At 47.0% G+C, this 16,576-nt stretch carries 19 protein-coding genes; 12 read left to right on the forward strand and 7 right to left on the reverse strand.

All coding sequences use genetic code 11. The features are described 5' to 3' along the window. Positions 1-74 precede the first annotated feature (74 nt). From G8759_RS33000 to G8759_RS33010, 3 genes are all read right to left on the reverse strand, one after another. Positions 75-479: a hypothetical protein gene (locus G8759_RS33000; RefSeq protein WP_167217645.1), complete on the reverse strand. Its 405-nt coding sequence runs from the start codon at positions 477-479 to the stop codon at positions 75-77. A gap of 226 nt (positions 480-705) precedes the next feature. Continuing rightward, the gene (gene eboC, locus G8759_RS33005) at positions 706-1,581 is read right to left on the reverse strand and encodes a UbiA-like protein EboC (RefSeq protein WP_167217647.1); all 876 of its coding nucleotides are present in this window, start codon (positions 1,579-1,581) and stop codon (positions 706-708) included. Positions 1,582-1,654: 73 nt separating this feature from the next. Continuing rightward, on the reverse strand, positions 1,655-2,587 hold the full coding sequence (locus tag G8759_RS33010; RefSeq protein ID WP_167217649.1) for a TatD family hydrolase: 933 nt from the start codon (positions 2,585-2,587) through the stop codon (positions 1,655-1,657). Positions 2,588-2,816: 229 nt separating this feature from the next. Here G8759_RS33010 and G8759_RS33015 point away from each other — a divergent pair, with 229 nt between their 5' ends. Next, complete coding sequence (locus G8759_RS33015) at positions 2,817-3,491, forward strand: DUF4136 domain-containing protein (RefSeq protein ID WP_167217651.1); 675 nt, start codon at positions 2,817-2,819, stop codon at positions 3,489-3,491. 6 nt (positions 3,492-3,497) lie between these two features. Next, positions 3,498-4,169 (forward strand): hypothetical protein, encoded by a 672-nt coding sequence (locus G8759_RS33020; RefSeq protein WP_167217652.1) that lies wholly within the window; start codon positions 3,498-3,500, stop codon positions 4,167-4,169. Between the two features lie 46 nt (positions 4,170-4,215). Here the strand turns inward: G8759_RS33020 and G8759_RS33025 are convergent, their stop codons facing one another. The 3 genes from G8759_RS33025 to rpsU form a co-directional block, all read right to left on the reverse strand. Continuing rightward, positions 4,216-4,890: an EboA domain-containing protein gene (locus G8759_RS33025; protein WP_167217654.1), complete on the reverse strand. Its 675-nt coding sequence runs from the start codon at positions 4,888-4,890 to the stop codon at positions 4,216-4,218. 60 nt (positions 4,891-4,950) lie between these two features. Continuing rightward, entirely contained in the window at positions 4,951-5,850 is a 900-nt protein-coding gene (locus tag G8759_RS33030; protein WP_167217656.1) for a tyrosine-type recombinase/integrase, read from the reverse strand. A gap of 257 nt (positions 5,851-6,107) precedes the next feature. Continuing rightward, the gene (gene rpsU / locus G8759_RS33035) at positions 6,108-6,305 is read right to left on the reverse strand and encodes a 30S ribosomal protein S21 (RefSeq protein ID WP_012924721.1); all 198 of its coding nucleotides are present in this window, start codon (positions 6,303-6,305) and stop codon (positions 6,108-6,110) included. Positions 6,306-6,362: 57 nt separating this feature from the next. On the opposite strand from rpsU, the gene G8759_RS33040 reads away from it, so the two are divergent. From G8759_RS33040 to G8759_RS33085, 10 genes are all read left to right on the forward strand, one after another. Further along, positions 6,363-7,286 carry a Ppx/GppA phosphatase family protein gene (locus G8759_RS33040; protein ID WP_167217658.1) on the forward strand — a complete coding sequence of 308 codons (924 nt, stop codon included), beginning with the start codon at positions 6,363-6,365 and terminating at the stop codon, positions 7,284-7,286. A gap of 134 nt (positions 7,287-7,420) precedes the next feature. Beyond that, a complete protein-coding gene (locus tag G8759_RS33045) occupies positions 7,421-8,422 on the forward strand; it encodes a bile acid:sodium symporter family protein (RefSeq protein ID WP_167217660.1) in 1,002 nt (333 codons plus the stop codon). Positions 8,423-8,714: 292 nt separating this feature from the next. Continuing rightward, a complete protein-coding gene (locus G8759_RS33050; RefSeq protein ID WP_167217677.1) occupies positions 8,715-9,134 on the forward strand; it encodes a hypothetical protein in 420 nt (139 codons plus the stop codon). Positions 9,135-9,211: 77 nt separating this feature from the next. Next, positions 9,212-9,613 (forward strand): MarR family winged helix-turn-helix transcriptional regulator, encoded by a 402-nt coding sequence (locus G8759_RS33055; RefSeq protein ID WP_167217679.1) that lies wholly within the window; start codon positions 9,212-9,214, stop codon positions 9,611-9,613. Between the two features lie 36 nt (positions 9,614-9,649). Beyond that, positions 9,650-10,102, forward strand: coding sequence for a DinB family protein (locus G8759_RS33060; RefSeq protein ID WP_167217681.1), 453 nt, complete (start codon positions 9,650-9,652; stop codon positions 10,100-10,102). Positions 10,103-10,165: 63 nt separating this feature from the next. Then, positions 10,166-10,678 carry a PaaI family thioesterase gene (locus G8759_RS33065; protein WP_167217683.1) on the forward strand — a complete coding sequence of 171 codons (513 nt, stop codon included), beginning with the start codon at positions 10,166-10,168 and terminating at the stop codon, positions 10,676-10,678. A 44-nt stretch (positions 10,679-10,722) separates the two neighbouring features. After that, on the forward strand, positions 10,723-11,376 hold the full coding sequence (locus tag G8759_RS33070) for an alpha/beta hydrolase (protein ID WP_167217685.1): 654 nt from the start codon (positions 10,723-10,725) through the stop codon (positions 11,374-11,376). A 240-nt stretch (positions 11,377-11,616) separates the two neighbouring features. Next, entirely contained in the window at positions 11,617-12,414 is a 798-nt protein-coding gene (locus G8759_RS33075) for an alpha/beta fold hydrolase (RefSeq protein ID WP_167217687.1), read from the forward strand. An 87-nt stretch (positions 12,415-12,501) separates the two neighbouring features. Then, on the forward strand, positions 12,502-14,061 hold the full coding sequence (locus G8759_RS33080; RefSeq protein WP_167217689.1) for a sensor histidine kinase: 1,560 nt from the start codon (positions 12,502-12,504) through the stop codon (positions 14,059-14,061). 110 nt (positions 14,062-14,171) lie between these two features. Next, complete coding sequence (locus G8759_RS33085) at positions 14,172-14,870, forward strand: carboxylesterase family protein (protein WP_167217691.1); 699 nt, start codon at positions 14,172-14,174, stop codon at positions 14,868-14,870. Between the two features lie 84 nt (positions 14,871-14,954). Here the strand turns inward: G8759_RS33085 and G8759_RS33090 are convergent, their stop codons facing one another. Then, positions 14,955-16,334 carry a Gfo/Idh/MocA family protein gene (locus G8759_RS33090; RefSeq protein WP_167217693.1) on the reverse strand — a complete coding sequence of 460 codons (1,380 nt, stop codon included), beginning with the start codon at positions 16,332-16,334 and terminating at the stop codon, positions 14,955-14,957. Positions 16,335-16,576 lie beyond the last annotated feature (242 nt).

Consider the following 16,576-nt stretch of genomic DNA (forward strand, 5'->3'; position numbering starts at 1 on the left):
GAAATGCGCGGGTGACAAGCCGGGTGGCCTTCACGTTGCGGCTGAGCCGCTATGAGCACATGGCGAGTTGAGACTTATCCTAAGCGGGGTGGAGGAGCATTAATTTCCTGAGCACACGATAGGTATGGCAGTGAAAGAAAGAGAAATTTAACCGAATCAGCCTGCGCTACAGATCTGGACGGCAATACGATAAACAGAAGTCGTTGCGGCAGAGAGAGCTTAATGTGTATCTTAGAGACAGCATCGCCTGCATCTGGCTCATCGTGCTCAGGAACAGCGTCGTCGATCCCTAATACATGTTCGAGGACCCACTCACTGATACTTTCTATTTCATTAAACGTCAAATCTTCCTGGATTACTCCCGTGGCCGAAACATAGATATGCTGATCAGGCGCATCTACACTTAGGTTGATCACGTGGAGCGCCATCAGCATATAAAACAGCCGTTGAAGCCAGAAAAAGATGCGTTTCCGTTGCATAGGGTTTATTGTCCCTAAAGATACGCAATGTACTCAGTTACTCAACCTCCATACTGAGCAGTATGCTACCCAAAAGTTTCGATATGCATCAGACTTGTAATGACCAGATGCCAGAACAGACTCGTTTTTTAGCTAAAATGGCTCGGGTTTGACCTTCAAGAAGATAGATAGCTGGATGTGCGGTTGTGTGTTATAGAAGGCATACCCTCCTGCGAAAGTCCTAAAATCAGGTTACCGCAAAAATCTTTGCCAGCAGCCGCGACAGGGGCAATAAGCAAAATACCAGCATTGCTAACGGGAATGAGGCAAAAGCCGCGACCCAGGCCGCGTTCATAACGATCAGAGATAACACCCCGGCACGCACAGCCATACCAATATTTTGTCCTATTGGCTCACGAACGGCCCGCCAGAGTGGTGGAAAAATATAGTAGCCGAATAAAATCAGAAAGGGAAGCGCTGTTCCCAGCTGCTGCTGTTGCTGGGCGAGTGCCGCTACACATCCAATCACCAGTGCATACAGCAAGCCCGCTACCCGCAGCGTTGTCACGCTACCGCCATGCACCTCGCCCCGACTAATCATGGTAATAGCGGCTATATAAGCAATGGGCACTAAACCAATCCATGCCCACGGCAAAACCTGCTCAGGAATAATACTCACCCCCAAAAGTAGATTCAGTCCCCGGCACAGGCCCATATTGACCGGCCCCAGCCAATCATGATGCTTACCGAACCGGTCATAAACAAGCGAGGCAACGGCAATGCCAATAGCCAGAAATCCGGCCGTTGGGTTTACTAAAAATGAAGCAGCGATGCCGATTACCAACAGAACTACGCCTAATAAAGTAGCGGTACGCTTGCTGACTACTCCACTCGGAATAGCGCGCTCAGGTCGCTCGATAGCATCTAATTCGGCGTCGAACACATCGTTGAAAACAACCCCACCACCATACAAACAAACGGTAGCTAAAGCGAGCCAGCCGACTGGAGCCGGAGCCGGATTCTGAACGAGAAAATAACCCGCAATGGCCATACCAGCCAGCACGTCGGCAATAGCCGTAACGAGATTGGCAGGCCGGGTGAGGGACAGAAGTGCTTTTAACATAGTGAAAGAATGAACGAGCGAAAGAGTGAATTTTAAACGATCTTATTCGCCCATTCACCCATTCGTTCATTCACTATTTAATGATCGTTGATTCTTTGTCTATTCTCGGTGCCTGACCACCACGCAGCACCGAACTGCCGTTATAACGCTGGCTCTGGTCGATACCCAACGGTTGCATCAGTTCATCGAGGCTAAGCTGGCCGCTTTGCGCGAAGGCGGTTACGGCGTTCGTAAACGTCACCAGTTTGATTGCCTCGTCTGAAATACCGCTTTGTTTCATTAAAGCGGCTGTTTTAGGCACTGCCAATGGATCGCTGATGCCCCAATCAGCAGCCGAGTTTATCATGATTCGTTCCGGACCATATTGCTTCACAATCTCCACCATGCGTTCATTGCCCATCTTTGTGAATGGGTAAATGGTAAATCCTGCCCAAAACCCACGATCCAGGACTTCACGAACGGTTTCTTCATTGTTATGATCCACGATCACCATTCCAGGCTCCAGCCCATGTTCAAGTGCAATATCCATACTTCGGCTGGTTCCCTGTTTTTTGTCGCGGTGCGGGGTGTGAATCTGAACAGGTAATCCTGCTTCTTTAGCCAGATCCAGTTGCGCACGATAGTATTTATCCTCCGCAGCGGTCTGATCATCGAAGCCGATTTCGCCCACACCAACTACACCTTCCTTATAGATGAATAAGGGCAGAATTTCCATAACCTGTTCAGCCAATTCTTCCTGATTGGCTTCTTTCGAATTCAGGCCGATCGTGCAATAATGGCGAATCCCAAACTGCGATGCCCGAAAACGCTCCCACCCAACCAGACTCGCGAAATAATCCCGGAACGAGTCAACGCCCGTACGGGGCTGACCCAGCCAGAAAGCAGGCTCAATCATCGCTACCACACCCGCATCGGCCATAGCCTGATAATCGTCGGTGGTACGGGAAGTCATGTGAACGTGCATATCGAAGAATGACATGCCACGAATGGAATCCATAAAACTCATGAGTAAATCGGTAGTAAGGGTATTTTAGTAAAACCCTGATTGACGGGCAAAGTTCCGTAAAAATCCGGCTTGATCCTGCACGAATTTTTACCCACATTTTAATCCTTTTTTTGCAAACCCTTAATTAGTCTATTCGTTTTATAGATAGTTACCGAATTTCCCGCGCAAGTCTCGACTCGTTATGAATCCTGATTCGTTCAGAAAATCGGCCTAATCAACAAATACAATTATGGTAACGCTTCAACAGCTAAGAAAAGGAAAATGGGGCATTTACATCGTTCTGCTCCTGGCCATTGGCGGTGGCCTGACGGCCTGCAAGGAAAATGCCGTGAATGATTTAAGCCCGGCCGACAGTCCGGTTTACATCACAAACTACGACCGCTCGGTTAATTTCAGTCAATACAAAACGTTCAGCCTGCCCGACTCGGTAGTCATTGAATCTAATTCAGGCTATCAGCCTTCTCTGGGGCCACTAGAAAGCCGCTTCGTGTCGAATGTAGCCAATGCCCTAACAGGCAAAGGATTTCAGCGGGTCGCTAAGGGCGAAAGTGCCGATCTGGGAGTAGCCGTTATTCGGGTCAATAACCTCTACACAGGGGTTGGCGTTGATCCTTATGGCTATTACGGTGGCTATTGGGGAAGTGGCTTTGGCGGCCTGGGTGGATTTGGTGGTTACAATCCGTATTACCCAAGCTATTATACCTATCAGGTAGCCGATCAATATTGGGAAATTCAGATTGTCGACCTCAAAAATCGGCCGGCAACCAGTCCCGGTACCGAACCCCAACTGACCGTTATTTATGACGCGACCGTACGAGGGGCCGACATTCCGGATCAGCAAGCCGTCGATACGGCCACCAACGCCATTTTTAACCAATCGCCTTATTTACGGGCAGCCAACTAAGAAATCATGAAACCGATCCTAGCATTAATTGTCCTCATGGCGCTGACTACGGCCGCCTGGGCACAGGATAATCGCGATGAATACGCCAACGCATTCCCGTCGCCTTTTCAGGAGTATGTAACATTCAATATTGCGGCCCGCTACGGTGTCTCGCTTCCGATGGGCGGGCAAAAAGGGTATATCGACCGGGTGTCTCCCACCAATTTTGCCCTTGAAGGCGAATGGCTGTTCCCTCAGCGGTTTTCCTTGGGTATAAAAACCGGCTACCAGTACACGCAGCAACGGCTGGGGCGCCAGGTTATCAGTTATTCGTCCGACAATAGTGGGCAGGATATTTCAGCGGTTCAAACCCGAACCTTATCGATCATTCCGGCAATGGCTTCACTGTCTTATTACTTTGCCGATAACACCGCTGCGGTCAGGCCCTATGTTCAGTTTGCCGGCGGTGGCGCTTTTGTGGATTATACGAACTACTTCGGCACACTGGCCGATCAGAAATCGGGATTTAAAGGCGCCATTGCCCCCGCTATCGGGCTGAAATATTACGGTAAACGCGAACAGGGACTGGGGGCCGAAATTCAGGCTCAGTATCAAAATGTGTTCTTCAATTACGACCAGTTGAAAAACAGTAGTCCATCACTAATGCTATCGGTAGGAATTTCATATCGTTGGTATTAACATATGGTTTAGGGTGGATTAAACGCTACTAACCCTAGACCGGCTTTTACAGAAGCGTTTCAATAGCAGGTGGCAAACTACGCCCGGCAGCCAGGCGTTCGGCAACATAGTCTGCCAGCGTGTGAGCCAGCCGGGCGTTTTTTCGCTCATAGAGTTTAATGATCTGCGTAACGTCTTTGTCGGTAAAAAACGCTTTCAGAATCATCTGATTCCAGGCTGCTTCGTCAAAATAATCGGCCGGATAGGGATTGTGAAGCATTATGGCTGACTGCACATCGGCAATGTTGTTTCGAATTCCTTCCGTTGCCTGAAACCGCCATGCTTCCGGAAAAGCCAGCACGGGCAACGCACTATATAACGCAACCAGTTCATTCAATTCACCGGCTTTGAAGAGCTGTCCGATTGTTTTGACGTATGTGGATTCGTCATCGACAGGAAACTGCAATAGCCACCATACCCTCGCTAATCGGTCAAGTGTCCAGCCCAGAACGGTGAAACCAGGACGAACCCGCTCCAGTGCAAACGTAATATCAGCCGGTACATCAACCGGTTGTTTGCCCACAAAGCGGGGTAAAGCGGTGAAGATGCGATAAAAAACCGGGACCTGTGGGTTACTCTGGAACGAATCGGCCTGTTGCCGCAGATAACTAACTGCCTGTTCGGAATTAGGTTGCTGCTCGATCAAATAGAACAGCGTCTGACTCATCTGGAGGATATTCATACTGCCTTGTAACGCGGACGTCTAATCCGCCTGAATGTAAAAGCGAACCGGAAGCCCGCGTTATTTTTTCGCCTTCGGATGCGCCTGATCATATGTCTTCTTCAGTTGCTCCAGGCTCGTATGTGTATAAATCTGAGTGGCCGCTAAACTACTGTGCCCCAGCAAATCTTTAATGGCGTTCAGATCAGCACCACGATTGAGCAGGTGCGTGGCGAATGAATGCCGCAGCACGTGTGGGCTTTTCTTTTCGAGCGTAGTGACCAGATTCAGATGCCGCTTTACAATCCGCTGGATCAGAACCGGATAAGCCGGAACGCCCTTATCACTGACCAGTAAATAAACAGCATCGGCCTGCCCGGAAAAGGCATCATTTTTCAGCTGATTATACTGAAGAATAAGCTCATAGAGTGGCTGAGTAAGCGGTATTATCCGGTGTTTATTCCGCTTGCCGAGCACCATGATGGTTTTTTCGTATAGGTTTACATCAACCGTTTTCAGTCCGGTCAGTTCACTCAGCCGGATGCCTGTGCCATAGAGCAATTCAAGTACTAATTTGTCGCGAATACCCTCAAACGTATCCGGAAAATCGATATCGTTTAACAGCATTTCCATCGGCTTCTCCTCTACATACATCGGCAGTTTTTTGCTGGTTTTCAGCGCCTGTATTTTCGTCATCGGGTCAATCGTAATGACTTTCTGACGCAGTAAAAAACCGTAATAGCACCGGAGTGTCGCAATTTTACGGTTTACCGACGTTTTATCCAGCCCTACTTCGACCAGGCTCACAATCCATGACCGGATGTGCCGAAAATCAGCCTGTTCGGGCTGGCCGATGTTACACTCTGCAACCAGAAATTTACTGAACTGGTCCAGATCATTCGCATAAGCCGTCAATGTATGATGGCTCAGCCGTTTTTCGTAGCGGATATACTGGAGAAAGTTTTCTGGACCAGGATTCATTTGATTTTATTCATTACGATGACAGTCTGAACTACCCGGCTGCCCGGCAGAAACTAGCCTATTTGTATGGCTCCTCTGACTTTGCACTACCAAATCTAATCGGTTCTTTTGGTGAATGACAAAAAAGGGCAAACAAAAAGCAGCAAACATCCCTGCTTGCTGCTCCTGTGTCCTGGTTGGCGCATGAATTTGCTGACTGCGCAATCAACGAACTATGTCCAACTGTGCATCACCGGCAAATTAGAAGGCTAAATGGCCTATTGCTCGGTATGGTTGCCATACATTCTTTCTTTGTAGGCAGCCTTGATGATCTCGGTGCGACGCTTTACCGACGGTTTTTGGAAAGCCGTCCGCGACCGCAACTGCCGTAACACGCCCGTCTTCTCGAACTTCTTTTTGAAGCGTTTGAGGGCCTTGTCAATCGACTCGTTGTCTTTTACGTTAATGATAAGCATGTTTTAAATATTGTATTTTAGCTAAAACCGGACGGCAAAGATAATAGATTTGCGACTATGAAGCAAGCTATTATTGACTTAGGAACCAATACATTTCACCTGCTTATCGTCGAAAAAGCCGACTCAGCGTATAAGATCTTGTTCCGCGAAAGCCGCCCGGCTAAAATTGGACAGGCGGGCATTAATCAGGGCATTATCACCGAAGAGGGCATCGGTCGTGCGCTGGATGTGCTGAGGTATTTCCGGCAAGTGCTCGATCAATATAGTGTAGCGCCAGAGCAGATCGTAGCCATGGGTACAAGTGCCATCCGTGTCGCCCGTAATCAGCGTGAGTTTATCGACTGTGTCCAACAGGCAACCGGCATTCCGATTCAGGTTATCTCGGGTGAGTCGGAGGCTGAATACATTTACAAAGGTGTACGCTTTGCCGGAGCGCTAACCGACTCAACGGCACTGGTGATGGATATCGGCGGTGGTAGTGTCGAGTTTATTCTGAGCAACCAGAGCCGGGTTTTCTGGAAACAGAGTTTTGAGATTGGGGGCCAACGTTTACGGGAACGGTTTATGACGAACGACCCCATTGCTGCCAGTAGCATTCGCCGACTGCACGACTATTTTCAGGAACAATTACTACCACTGGCGAATGCCATTCACCAGTACCATCCGGCGGTATTAGTTGGCTCATCGGGTTCGTTCGATACGCTGGTCGATATGTGGTTCATGCACGAACACGGTCACTTACCCGATCCAGAACAAAGCACGTTTGCATTGCCAGTTGCTGAGTTTTACCGCGCCTATGAATTACTCGTTACCCGCAATCATGCCGATCGTATGCAGATTCCGGGCATGATTGAACTACGCGTCGATATGATCGTTGTGGCGGTTTGCCTGATTGATTACGTACTAAAAACATATGGTATTTCGCATATTCAAACGTCTACCTATTCCCTGAAAGAAGGCGTTTTAGCGTCGCTCCTTTAAATGAAGAATGATTGATGGAAAATGTACAAGACTTCGTAGACTGGTAACAGGTAAGTTTTGCGCCCATTAAGCTTTTAACGTCATCAGCAATTGTTCATCGTTCATTCTTTATTCTCCATCAGTCATTTTATAAAATGAAAGCCGAAACCAATGAACGCTCGTCGTATCGGAATTTGATTTATACTGCATTGATCATTGTGTCTGTAATCGTGGCGCTAACCTTTCCGGGGCCATTCACAGAGATCAATGGTTTTCCGCTAAAAAAACTGATTGTTCCTTTGCTGCAGATCATTATGCTGGGCATGGGTACAACCATGTCAATCAAGGATTTCGAGAGCGTTATTCAGCAACCACGAGCTGTATTCATTGGCGTGTCATGCCACTTTCTTATTATGCCGCTGTTGGGTTTTACCTTAGCCAACGTATTTAGTTTCCCCCCCGAAATTGCTGCAGGTGTTGTGCTGATTGGTTGCTCACCGAGCGGGCTGGCCTCGAACGTAATGTGTTTTATAGCCAAAGCCAATGTGCCCCTCTCAATCACAATCACAACACTGGCAACGTTGCTGGCTCCCTTCCTGATGCCTGCCCTGATGAAATTGCTGGCCGGGCAGTTTATACAGATTTCGCTTTGGGATATGATGATCCATATTACCGAGATTGTGATTGTGCCGGTAGTAGTCGGACTGATTCTGAACCGTATTTTCCACAAATCAGCCGTCATGATCAACCGCGTTATGCCCCTGCTTTCCATGGCAGGCATCGTACTTATCGTTGCGATTATCACGGCGGCCGGGCGCGACAGCCTGCTTACGGTTGGCTGGACGCTGGCTCTCTGCGTTCTGATTCACAACCTGACGGGCTTCACATTGGGCTATTGGGCGGCCCGACTATTTGGTATGGATGAGCAAAGTTGCCGTACGGTTGCTATTGAAGTAGGGTTACAAAACGGCGGGCTGGCATCTGGCATTGCGGTGCAGATGGGCAAAGTTGCTACCGTAGGGCTTGCTCCTGCCCTGTTCGGCCCAATTATGAATACAACCGGCTCACTACTAGCCACCTACTGGAGTCAGCATCCACCGAAAGAAATAGCGATTGACAATACATCACCCCAGTCAATGAAAGCACAGGACGCTTGACCGATTTGCAGTTGCCTTTTCAAGTTTTCATTACATCGGGTATTAAGGTGACGGGTAATCTCAGTCGTTTCTAAATTCAATTCTCATCTTATGGGTGTCAGGGTAGGCCATGCCACGGTTTATTAATCGTCACCAGGAACCGTGGCATGGTCTACCCGACACCCATAAGATGAGAATACAGGCAATTGCGCGGGCAAAAGCCCAGGATAAATTTCATATCCCTTCGTTTTAAAAACCTCTATCTTAGCAAAGCTATAACACTTGAAACCGAGTTCTCTTCCAGGCTACTACAATGAAAATCCTCAGCATACTACTTGCTATTCTATTGGGGCTATCAACCCTTACATCAGCTCAGACTAAATCCGCTGAAAACCAGACTAAATCCGTTGAAAACGAAAAATTTGTTTTCCTAAATAATGGCGCAACAATCGGTATGATTGTCAAATCGGTTCTAAAAGCTGATAAACAACGGCTTAAGCTTACCGACCAGCAACTACCTAAAGCCAAACAGATTATTACCGATGCCACTGTAAAGTATAACGAGGGCGTAAAACAATTAAAAAAGTCGGGGCTCAATAATCAAAAACTAAGAGTGTTGGCCGTTGCGGTAGAAACCGAAAAAGTACACCAGTATAAATCCATACTGACTCCCGAACAATACGCCATACTGGTCGCTCAGCACAAGAAAGTATACCCAGAAAGCAAAGTTTAGGATTACAGCATCGATGCATTGCTATTTTTGATAAACACCAAGTTGTATATACAACTTTTCTTTATAATCTTTACCCGATGGATGCTGATAATTATTGCATAGCCGGGCGGCTCAGAATGCTGGCCCGAATTGTAACGAGTCGGTATAACGAAGCTTTCGCACCGCTCGGTGTAACATTGGCGCAGGCGGGTTTATTGATGAATATCTTCGCACGACCGGGTGTAAGGCAGGCCCAACTGGGGAAATTGTTGCAGATCGAAAAATCGGCTATGAACCGGGATGTGCAACTGCTGCAAAAAAACGGCTGGCTGACTGACAATCTACGGAATGGCCTTTACCTGACTAGCGAAGGAACGGTCCTGGCCAAACAATGCCACAAAATCTGGAAGGTTATGAATCAGACGGTTCGCGATGACCTTGGCCAGGACGCGGTAGGCGGTCTGACGATACTTTCTGAAAAATTAATTGCTAAATCATAGAAACCACCGCCAGGCCATACTCCTACCCACAAAGCTATGAAAACCGAACTGCTTACCCAACTCTGGAGCCAGCACCAGCAGATTATTCAGGCTGCACTTAGCAAGCTAAACGACGAAAACCGTAAAAATCGACTCATCGCTGAAACGGCCTCCGTAGGATTTATCGCCCTGCATATGGCCGAAACAATGTTGTTTTTTTCGGCCTTTTTGTTCAAGTCGCCGGTCGATTTCAGACCCTTAACCCTACGCATGACCGACGAAGGACACGACATTGAATTGAACCGGATAAACACCCTGATGCAGCAAGCCATGGCTATACTGACTGATGCTTTTTCAGGGTTAATTGATGAGCAATGGAATGAAGTTCTCCAGTCGCCATTTGGTGAACTAACCCGTCAACAGGCCCTGGTCAGGTTAATGCATCATAATTCACACCACATCGGGCAAATTGTGCAGGCAATGAAAAAAGGGAAAGAATTTGTCCTTTGATATGCAGCCGAACCCTTGAACAATTTCCTTAAGTATAACTCATCAATTAGAACAACTGCATTTATGGTACCGAATGAACTTGAGCAGACAGAACGCACTCGTACCTATTCATGGGAAGACCAATCGATTGGCGCGAAAATAGGCGCTACTTTATCCGGAATGGATTATCTGTTGGGCATGATGGCGGGAAAATACCCGGCTCCCGCCATTGCCCATACGCTCGATATGGGTCTTGAATCGGTCGAAGCGGGCAAGGTCATCTTCTCAATCGTGCCGCAGGAGTTTCATTATAATCCAATCGGAGCGGTTCACGGTGGTGTTTTCTGCACCATGCTCGACTCGGCTTTAGCCTGCGCGATTCACTCAACCTTACCGGCCGGTACGGGTTATACGACACTCGAATTGAAGGTTAATCTGGTTCGGCCATTAACGGTCAATACGGGCAAAGTGCTGGCAATCGGGACGCTCATCCACGCGGGTCGGACGATAGCCACTGCCGAAGGTAAAATCGTGGATGAGCAGGGCAAGCTTTACGCACACGCCACCACAACCTGTATGCTATTTCCCTGGAAATAACCGGGTTCGAATTCCTGTCAACAAGACGTTCAGCACCTATACTCATGATCGAGCATCACCTCAGTGTCAAGCGTACGGCCCGCTATTACACGATTGGCGCCTTAACTGACCGCACAAAAAATATCTGGTTTTGCCTTCATGGATTTGGGCAGCTAGCCCAGTATTTCGGCCGCAAGTTTACCAGCCTGTCAGACGATCAGACACTTATAATTGTACCTGAGGGACTATCCCGATTGTATTTAGACAATGATTATCAACGCATTGGGGCTTCATGGTTAACACGCGAGGATCGGGAATGTGAGATCAGTGACTTTTTAGCCTATCTGAATTCACTGTATGATCTTATTTTAGAGGGCCATTCTACCGACGATCTGCACGTTACGCTGCTTGGTTTTTCGCAAGGCGCAGCCACTGCCTGCCGGTGGCTGAATGATAGCCACATCCGTGCTAATCGATTAATTCTTTGGGCTGGGTATTTTCCGAATGGCTTGCGCGAGTTGATTGACCCCGATAAACTCAAAAATGTTGATACACACTACGTTTATGGCCGACAAGATCAATACATTGCCCAATTAGACAATGTTGACCGGTATTTATACCAGCTCCAGATCGATGCCCCAGGGCTGAAAATAACCCCTTTTAACGGCGGCCATCAGGTAAATCCAGATGTCCTGACCGAACTTGTTGCGGGCTCATAGCGTTTCTGCACCTTAACTACTGATTATATCAGCAAAATGTAGCTACATTTTGCTTTTTTATTTTAACGTCAACCTACCTTCCAGTCAATTTAAGTATCGGTAAAAAACTTTTCATGCAAGCTTAACGAATATTGTTGTGTAGAATTAGGTTGTTTTTTATAAATTTCGACTATAAACCCAATAACGTAAACTACAAAATAATTAAAATATAATTTTAGTAACAAATTTCATAACCCGATCATGTCTATACTCACCAGAAATAATGTACGACTGCTTGGCAATCAGCAAGCTGACAAAACATTAGTGTTTGCTCATGGGTTTGGCACCGATCAAACGGCCTGGAGTGAGGTGGCTCCTGCATTTTTTGACGATTGCCGGGTTGTTTTATTTGATTATGTAGGTGCCAACGAAAAAACTGTCCCATTCTTTAACGTAAAAAAATACCGGCAGTTATACTCATACGCTGACGATATTCTGGACATATTTGAAGAGCTCGACTTAAAAGATGTCATCTTTGTTGGTCACTCGGCTGGTGGTATGAGTGGAACGCTGGCAGCCCTTCAGGAGCCAACCTGGTTTTCACGGCTCGTGTTATTAAATTCTTCGCCATGCTATGTCAACGAAGAGAACTATGTAGGTGGTTTTAGTACAGAGTCACTGGACGATCTTTTCGCCCAAATGGAAAGCAATTTTCACGCTTGGGCCAGCGGTTTTGCCCCAATGGTCATGGCTAATGCAGACCGTCCTCAGTTTGCTTCAGCGTTTGCTAAAACTCTGTCAGCGATGCGTCCCGATGTAGCGCTGGCAATTGCAAAAGTTATTTTTTACTCCGATCATAGAACCGATATTACCCGTTTACCACACCAGACCCTATTGGTTCAGGGCAAAGTAGACATTGCCGTTCCGGTTGATGTAAGTTATTATATGGAGAAACATATGCCTAATGCGATACTGACTTTTATCAATACAGAAGGCCATCTGCCACATATAAGTGGTGCCCAAGAGGTTATTCAGGCAATCAAGCCTTTTGTCAATTAATCACTTTTATACCACTCGATATATTACCGATTTCATATTCCGTCTACACCGAATTTCTTAGTAGACTAGATTGGCAGCCCATCAATTATGATTGATTTTAAAGCTCTGGAAAAACGTTTCCGCACTATTGAAGCCACCGAAATCGGTCCGAAACTACAGGAAGCTTATATAGCCGAAGTTCTCTCGTTCCTGAATGCGGATGGCTGTTACATTTTGCAGGAACGCGATGAGTGGACAGCTACTGTACAATTTTCCAGTTTGGCAAAATCAGCTGCATTACCGCTCAATCCAGCACAACTAAACGATCTTACGCAGGAAAACTCTTTTTTTTTCGATCCTAACTTTACGCCAAGACGTGCCCTGAAAGGATTACTTGGCTCCTACCGGCAGGTGGCAGGCTTTCGATTAAGCAATTATACGTTTAAAGGCTGGATACTGATCGGCTGGAAAATGCAAACTGATATTCTGCCCGACGAGGTTGAGGATATACTCTATCGGTTTGGCGATAAAGTGTTGATCAGTAGCTTATCGCTCCAGCGGATTGCCTTAGAACAACAGTATCGGTTTTTGTTCGGCATTGTTCCGCAAGCGGTTGTGCTTGTTAACGAAGAAGACGAAACAAGCTGGGTCAATCAGGCCGCCATTGAGCTACTGGATCTGGAACAGGGCGACCTTCGCCCACCGCCAGCCAACTTGTCCCTGGGGATGCTGAAGCTCCGCAACCAGGCCCTGAATCTGGATGCCATTAACCATACGGCTGCCGAGTTTATTCATAATCCGAACTTTAGCATCAAAGAATGGCTCTGGATATTTTCTGATCGGATTCTGTCGGTTCTGACAAGGCCCATTTTTTCTCCCTATTTCAAAGGACGAATCTGGCTATTCAATGATGTAACCGAATTATACCATAAAAACCAGCAACTTTCAGACGCCAATCGCGAAATCGAAAACCTGATTAGCGTTATTGCACATGATCTAAAATCACCACTGGCTACACTTAGCTTTATCTTCAATTTCCTGCCCATGAATGGGCCCCTGAACGAAGAGCAAAACGAGAACATCGAATATGGTCAAAAAACCATTAAACGTGGCCTCAACCTCATCGATAGTATTGTTTATTTCAACAAACTCATCACCTCGAATCTGCCCGTGCAAATGGAAGATATCGAGCTGAATGACCTGATCGATGTCATCGTATCCGGCTTCTCGGCACAGGCTTATCAAAAAGAAATTACGCTACATACCGAACACACGGACCAGTCGGTATTACTACACTCTGACCCCGAATCGCTGGTCCGTATTCTTGACAATCTCATCAGCAATGCCGTAAAATTCTCGCCATTCGGGCGAAGCATATATATTCAGCTCGCCTTACGGGATAACCAGCTAACAATTGCGGTGAAAGATGAAGGGCCGGGTCTCTCGCCCGACGATCGTATGAAATTATTCAAGCGTTTTCAACGCTTATCGGCCCAGCCTACCAACAACGAAGGTTCATCGGGTTTAGGCTTATCCATCGTAAAAGCACTTACCGAAAAATTGGGCGCAACAATTGAGGTCGATAGCGAACTAAGCCAGGGAACCACATTCCGATTAGTCTTTCCGGCGGAGTTTGTCCGTGTCAGCAATCATCTGACGGCTAATTGACCAATCGTTTTAATAGTGTATTTTTCTTCAACTTAAGACTGATCTATTCTGGATTAGAGTTAAAGACTGGTTGAAGAAATTGCTAATCTTTGCGCCTGATCACTGCAATCATGTCTTCACGCACACTCCTGCCTATTTTCTGTGTCATACTCCTTTTCCTCAGCTATGCTGGTTATTCACAGCCAGCGTCGAAAGCGAAGTCTAAAGTAAAATATAATTACCTGCTTTATTTGCCCAACGATTATGCAGCAACCAAAGCCAGTTATCCGCTGATCATTTATCTGCATGGTGGATCTCAACGGGGCAATGACTTAATGAAACTCAAGACCTACGGCCTACCCCAACAAGTCGATAAAGGCAAGGATTTTCAGTTTATCATTGCATCGCCCCAGTGTCCGGATGGTAAATTCTGGTCGACCGACAATTGGTTTGAACCACTCTATGATGAGTTGACAACGAAATATAGTATTGATCCCAAACGAGTTTATTTAACAGGAATAAGTATCGGTGGTTACGGAACCTGGCAAACGGCGGTAGCGTACCCAGATAAATTTGCGGCCATTGTCCCGTTGTGCGGTGGTTGCGACGATTCAACGCAGGTGTGTACAATTAAACACATCCCGATCTGGACGTTTCATGGAACAGCCGACAACGTGATTCCAATTAACGAAACAGAGCAGTTGGTTAAGCGGCTGGAGCAGTGTGGGGGACGCGTGAAATTTACCCGATTAGAAAAGGAAGGCCACGGCATTCAGTATCTCTATGAAGAAAAATCCATTTACGACTGGTTGCTTCAACAACATAAATGAGACTTGAATTTGTCGAATGGCAACGGGTAAAAATAGCAATTGGGGCAACTGCCACTAGTATTCAGTTACCCCAATTAGTATCTTCTACACTTTAGTAGGGTCTGGGTGTACCCAGGGCTGACGATAAGGCCGAACAAGAAGCCCATTCGCTTCGCGATCGCCAACGATTTCGCGCTTCTGAGGATCATAGACAATTGGCCGTCCGGTTTTCATGGACAGGTTGGCCAGAATACAACTGGCAGTCGATATATGTCCCTCTTCAATGTCTGCTACCGGGCGGGTGCCTTTATCGATCGCATCCAGAAAATTAAGCATGTGCAGGCGTGTGGCAGGAGCCGCATTCAATTCAATTTTAGGCTCCGTCGGCTCAGTCACATCCTCCGGATATTTCTCTTTTTCATAGACAACATCTTTGTGAATCTTTTGCCCGTCTTTTCCTTCAGGAATAAAATCGTAGGCCATTGTGCTGGCCCATAACGTTCCTTTGTCGCCATATAGCGTAAACGACCAGGGATAATTAGGGTTATTGGGCGTTCCCCAAGTCCGGTGCTGCCAGACACAGTTCAGGCCATCGTATTCAAATAAGGCAGACTGTGTGTCAGAAATATTTGATTTCCCTTCTTTCTGCACATAAATACCCCCCGTGGAACTGATACGCTTGGGCCACCCCAACTTTAGCATCCAGCGAACCGTATCGAACATATGGACGCACATATCGCCTGTGATCCCATTGCCATACTCCATAAAGGTACGCCACCAGCGTACGTGCGGCAGGCCATCATAGGGACGCAAAGGAGCAGGGCCAGTCCACATTTCGTAATCCAGGAAATCGGGCACTGGCTGTAAAGGAGGATTAGCATTGTTACGCATGTGGATATAACAGCACATTTCTACGTGCGATATTTTACCCAGTAAGCCAGCGTCTACAATATTCTTTTTTGCATCAATCAGGTGAGGAGTGCTCTTGCGCTGTGTACCAACCTGCACAACCTTATTGTATTTACGGGCAGCCGCTACCATCGCTTCGCCCTCCATAACATCTACACTAATTGGCTTTTGTACATATACATTAGCGCCTGCTTTTATGGTATCGATTGTTTGCAGGGCATGCCAGTGATCGGGCGTACCAATCAGCACAATATCAAATTCATTTTCAGCCAGCATTTTCCGATAATCACCATATAGGCGAGGGGTCTTGCCTGACTTCTGGCGTTGGCTTACAAGTTTTGCCGCCCCAGCCATCATGTTTTTGTCAACATCACAGAGCGCCAGAACCTCAACCGGTGCTACCTGAATCAGTCGAAATAAATCACTTTTACCATACCACCCTGTTCCGATTAAACCCACACGGAGCGTTTTTGCGGGATTAATCAGATCCAAACCTCTGGCTCCAAACGTACTAAGGGCAAGTGAAGCCGTAGTCCCCTGAAGAAAACGGCGACGATTGATGTTGAAACTATGCATGCAAGTTGAGGGTTTCAGGCGGCTATCGCCAGGTTCTATAGACTGTATTATTGTATTTGTCCGGCCTTTTTGCCAACCATCATCACTACTTAGTGAACGGTTGAAATGAAAAGCCTGGTTTACTTAAAAGCAGAAAATTTGAGAAACTACCAATCTTCATTTAACAATCTCCACCTTTCGTCAGGCGGCAAGTCCTAAAGAAAATAACAGGCACTGTTCAGGACCAAATGCCGGAGATAAAA

This window comes from Spirosoma aureum, from assembly GCF_011604685.1.
In the GTDB taxonomy this organism is placed as follows: Bacteria; Bacteroidota; Bacteroidia; order Cytophagales; family Spirosomataceae; genus Spirosoma; species Spirosoma aureum.